Origin of the sequence: Pelomonas candidula, assembly GCF_043555985.1 — a bacterium.
In the GTDB taxonomy this organism is placed as follows: domain Bacteria; phylum Pseudomonadota; class Gammaproteobacteria; order Burkholderiales; family Burkholderiaceae_C; genus Pelomonas; species Pelomonas candidula.
Genome location: NZ_JBIGIC010000035.1, coordinates 1 through 4,019, shown reverse-complemented (window position 1 = coordinate 4,019; position 4,019 = coordinate 1). Strand labels below are relative to the sequence as shown.

The following is a 4,019-nucleotide window of genomic DNA, read 5'->3' as shown; positions in this document are numbered from 1 at the left end:
CGACGAGGCGGGCTGACCGAGCTCAGCGCTACAGTTGTCCACAGCCGGCGTCAGCCGATGCCGGCCCCAAGCCCTGGGTCAAAGTTCAATCGGCAGGGTGGGTCAAATTTAGATCGGCGCCAACAGCCAGGGCTATCACTATCTGCCGATCGCGAAGATAGAGTTGCTGCCATGCATTTTCAAACATGGATGAATTCAATTTGGCCCCTGCCGCGATGGCGCGTGTACGGCTTTTCCAAGAATTGAAGACTATGGAGTTGTTTCACGAAACCTTTGCTGTGATATCTCACACACAAAAGCCGATGTTGGGAAGAATATATCCAAGATAAACAACCAGTGCTTCCACACAACTCCTTGCGTGAGTGCTGCGCCCTGTGCCCAGCCGGAGTCCCCAGCGCGCTTCGGTTCTTGCGCCAGAATGGCGCCTTCGACATGACATTAGCCGCTCGACCTGCGGGTCGTAAATCTGTCGAGGCTGCAGGCTTCGCTAGACCTGGCAACCAATCTCCGTAAGCTCACGCCATGACTCAGTGATAGGCGAGCGTGCAAGCTCCAAATACGATCGTGAGCACGCACGCAACCATGAACCGCATTCAATTTCAGCCCCAAAATGTCGAGATAGGCTGACCCGGCCCCGCACCCAACTGCTCTAGGAAGAGATCTAAGCGCTCCGCTGCATCCATCGATCCTCCGGCGTGAAGTCGAGAGGGACGAATTTCACTGTTTGCGGCGCAGCAAGACCAGTCGTCTAAAACTCGATTCTACGCCCACTAGTCCCAACAACCTTCTTTAGGTGCGCTCCAAAATTTGCGAAATTTGGAAGAGAGTCAACCTTCGTTCCGGCAAAATAAAGTTCAGTGAGCGACGAAAGATTATGCAGGAACATAAAATCATGAATGGGAGCGCACGATTCCAGATCAACGATGTGTAGCCCGCTGCACAACCCCAGCACCTGATAGGAGGCTACAGACTTGCATTTTTCCATGTGCAAATATCTCAAAGATGGAAGATGGCGCAATGCACCGATATCCTTCAATTGCGCAAGATAGTGCAGCGATACCTCTTCGAGGTATGGCAAGTCTTTTAGTCCATTCAGCGACTCAATTCTTGACTGAATCAATTCAATTGAGCAAAGACTCGAAGGAAGATTGAGATTGGTGAGATCATTCGTGGAGCGGTCACCGTACTTCCAGATGGCAAGCCTTCTTAAGGAAGTTCGCCCCAACCCAACGATATCCCCCCCCCAATAACATCGCAACTCCTTCAGGTTGTCAAATACCGAAATATCCAGCCGGGATTCGGTCTGCTCAATTTGAATGTACTCCAACAAGGCTTGATCGTGCAAGGGAGCCAAATCAACCCCGGTCGCGGTAATAATGACCCCCCTTAACGAGGATAATTGTCGGATAAATTCAATACTTCCCAACTGAGAATAGGCCGCCTCGGAAAGAAAAATTCCATAAAGACCACTGCCTGGCCGATTGAAGCTTGCAATGCACTCTCCAAGCCGCTCGCTTTGAATCTTTAAGAACCTCCGCTCGCGAACCGTAAGGTAATCCAAGTCATCGTTCATAGATATCTAGCAGTTTTTATCCTGGGCGCAATACTTTTTCCCGGGGGAATTTATCTGATTAAGGTTGTTCGGATTTTGAACGCCGCCATCGGCTTCAATTCTCTTGTGCTCATCCTTAAAAGCTTCCCTATCGTTTTCGGAGGGCTTCCATTCTTTATCCTTGACACCACCGTTCTTCTCGGATTTTAGCGCGGCGGATTTCTCCATTCGACTCTCAGGACCTTTGCCATGATACTTCATCCCATTATTAAAGGTAATGGTATATGATCCAACCCGAGGCTTAAACTCTCTACGCAGTTGCTGAACAGCCGCTCGCGTTCCAGGGACCGGATTTGCAACTCCTAGTGTACTGACCGCAGCATCGGCGCGCAATGCCACCATGTCGCCAAGAGCCATCGATGCGACAGCACTGTCCCCTTTAATTTCGGCCGCCGCATAAACCAACTCGGACACGAGAAGACTTCCGACATCTTTCGCAAAGTATAACCAATCACCAATAGAAAATGCATTCTTGCCGAGCGGGTCAGTTCGATTGAGTGGATCATTTCCGACATATGTATAAAGATCTAAATCGTCATTATATCCAATCGGGTCAACTTGCAAGAATCGACCTATGGCAGGATTGTAAATTCGGGACTTATAGTGATGCATACCCAATTCAGGTATGTAAGTCTGCCCGGTATAGGAAAACCGCCCTTGATTAAGTACACTTGGTACGCCATAGGCGTCATAGGCGTTGACATAGATCGTACTACCCGAACTATTGGTCGCTGAAACTATCGAACCCTGGCGATCGGCATGCAGGAATTGGCGGTTGCCGGCGCCAACTACTGCACCGGTGTAGCCGACCAGGGATTGGTCAACCCCGTTTCCGGCGACGTAGCGCCTGACGATGGCTCCGCCCTGATACTCGGCAACCAGCGTAATGCCGCTGTAGACGAACTGAGTGGACTGGCCGCCCGAGGTGACCTTGTAGAGGCGCCCCAGCGGGTCATAGGCCAGCGTAGCGTTATGGCCGCCGCTGGCAGAGACCAGTCGGTTCTCGACGTCATAGCCGTAGGTGGTGCTGGCGTCAGCCGTGAGGTTGGCGTTGGCGTCGTAACTGAAGGCGGTGCCGCCGACCGAGGTGTACTGGTTCAGCCCATTGGCGACATAGCTCCCGCTCGCGCTGCCTTTCTCGCGATACTGAAAATTGTCGTTACTGAAGGCCATCTGCTTAACCTGGCCGGCAGGGTTGTACGATGCCGTCTCACTGAAGGCATAGTTGGCATCTGTCGGCGCGAGGCTATTGAGGTAATTGCGCGACCAATTGTCATACTGAAACGTCGTCGTCGCGGAGGACGTGCCGCCGGTGTAAAGTGCGCTCACCCGAGCCTGGCTGTCAAACCCAATCTGAATCAATACCGGGCTCGTGGTATTGGAGCCCTCCTTGATGAAGTTCAGCTGATCCAATCCATCATATTCATACCTGAACGGTGTTCCGTCCGGGTGCGTGATGAGCGTGCGATTGCCATTGAGGTCGTACTTGTGGGAAACCGTATAGGTCGTTCCACCCACGCTGGTCGCTTCGCTGGCCAGTTGATCAAAACCGTCGTAAACCGTTGCAACGCCAGAGCCGTTTGCGCTACCGAAGTTGGCGTAGCGGGGATGGCCCTGCAGGTCGTAGCCCAAATAGACGTCTGTATCAACGGCGCTATCCGGAACATCCTTCAGCGTATTGCGATTGAGGGCGTCATACGTGTAGTTGATGACCCGCCCGTCCCGCTTGGTCAGCACCGTGCGGTTGCTGTTGTTGTCGTAGCCGTATTGTTCGAAGTCGGTGGTGCTGAACTGGCCCGGCGTGGTTTTGCTCGGGAAGGACATCTTGCTTACCCGAGCGAGGCCGTCATAGTCCAGGTGTGTGACGTTGCCGTTGGCGTCTTTCTGGTCAGTCAGCCAAGAAAAGGTATTGGTGGCGGTGGCCGTGCCGCCATACGTATTGGTGACGTAATCCATTTGAAGGCCCGGGACACCATAGGCCCGCGTCTCAACAGTCATCTGGAAGTACGTGTTATAGGAATAATGGGTGATCCGATCCGGCCCGTCACTGCCCTCGGCACCCAAAGTGCAAGCGTCTGCCGGCAAACTGCCGTAAACAGCGGGATTCATCCGCACCGTTTTGCAGATCACCTGATTCCAGTCGTCGTAGCTGTACTGCACCAGGCCCACGGGTTGCCCGTCGGTCCCAACTTGGGATTCAGTGGCCTTGCGGCCTAGGCTGTCGTAGGTATAGACAGTTTTGCGATTCGGTACGAAGTTCGAACCCCAGTTCAGGGGTAGCACGGTATCGTCTTGCCAAGCGTTCAGCACGCCCTCTTCGACCGACACGAGGACCCGACGCGCGGGGTCGTACGTGTTGCGGACCGCGGGCCACGGGGCCTGACCATTGGCTGAAGGCTTGATCACG

General features: G+C 53.4%; 2 protein-coding genes. Both read right to left on the bottom strand.

Annotated elements, in window-relative coordinates; genetic code table 11:
- Positions 1–748 precede the first annotated feature (748 nt).
- Positions 749–1,573, bottom strand: a complete 825-nt coding sequence (locus tag ACG04R_RS28320; protein WP_394418146.1) for a leucine-rich repeat domain-containing protein — start codon at positions 1,571–1,573, stop codon at positions 749–751.
- A 6-nt stretch (positions 1,574–1,579) separates the two neighbouring features.
- The coding region (locus ACG04R_RS28315; protein ID WP_394418143.1) for an RHS repeat domain-containing protein at positions 1,580–4,019 on the bottom strand (2,440 nt) is incomplete at its 5' end.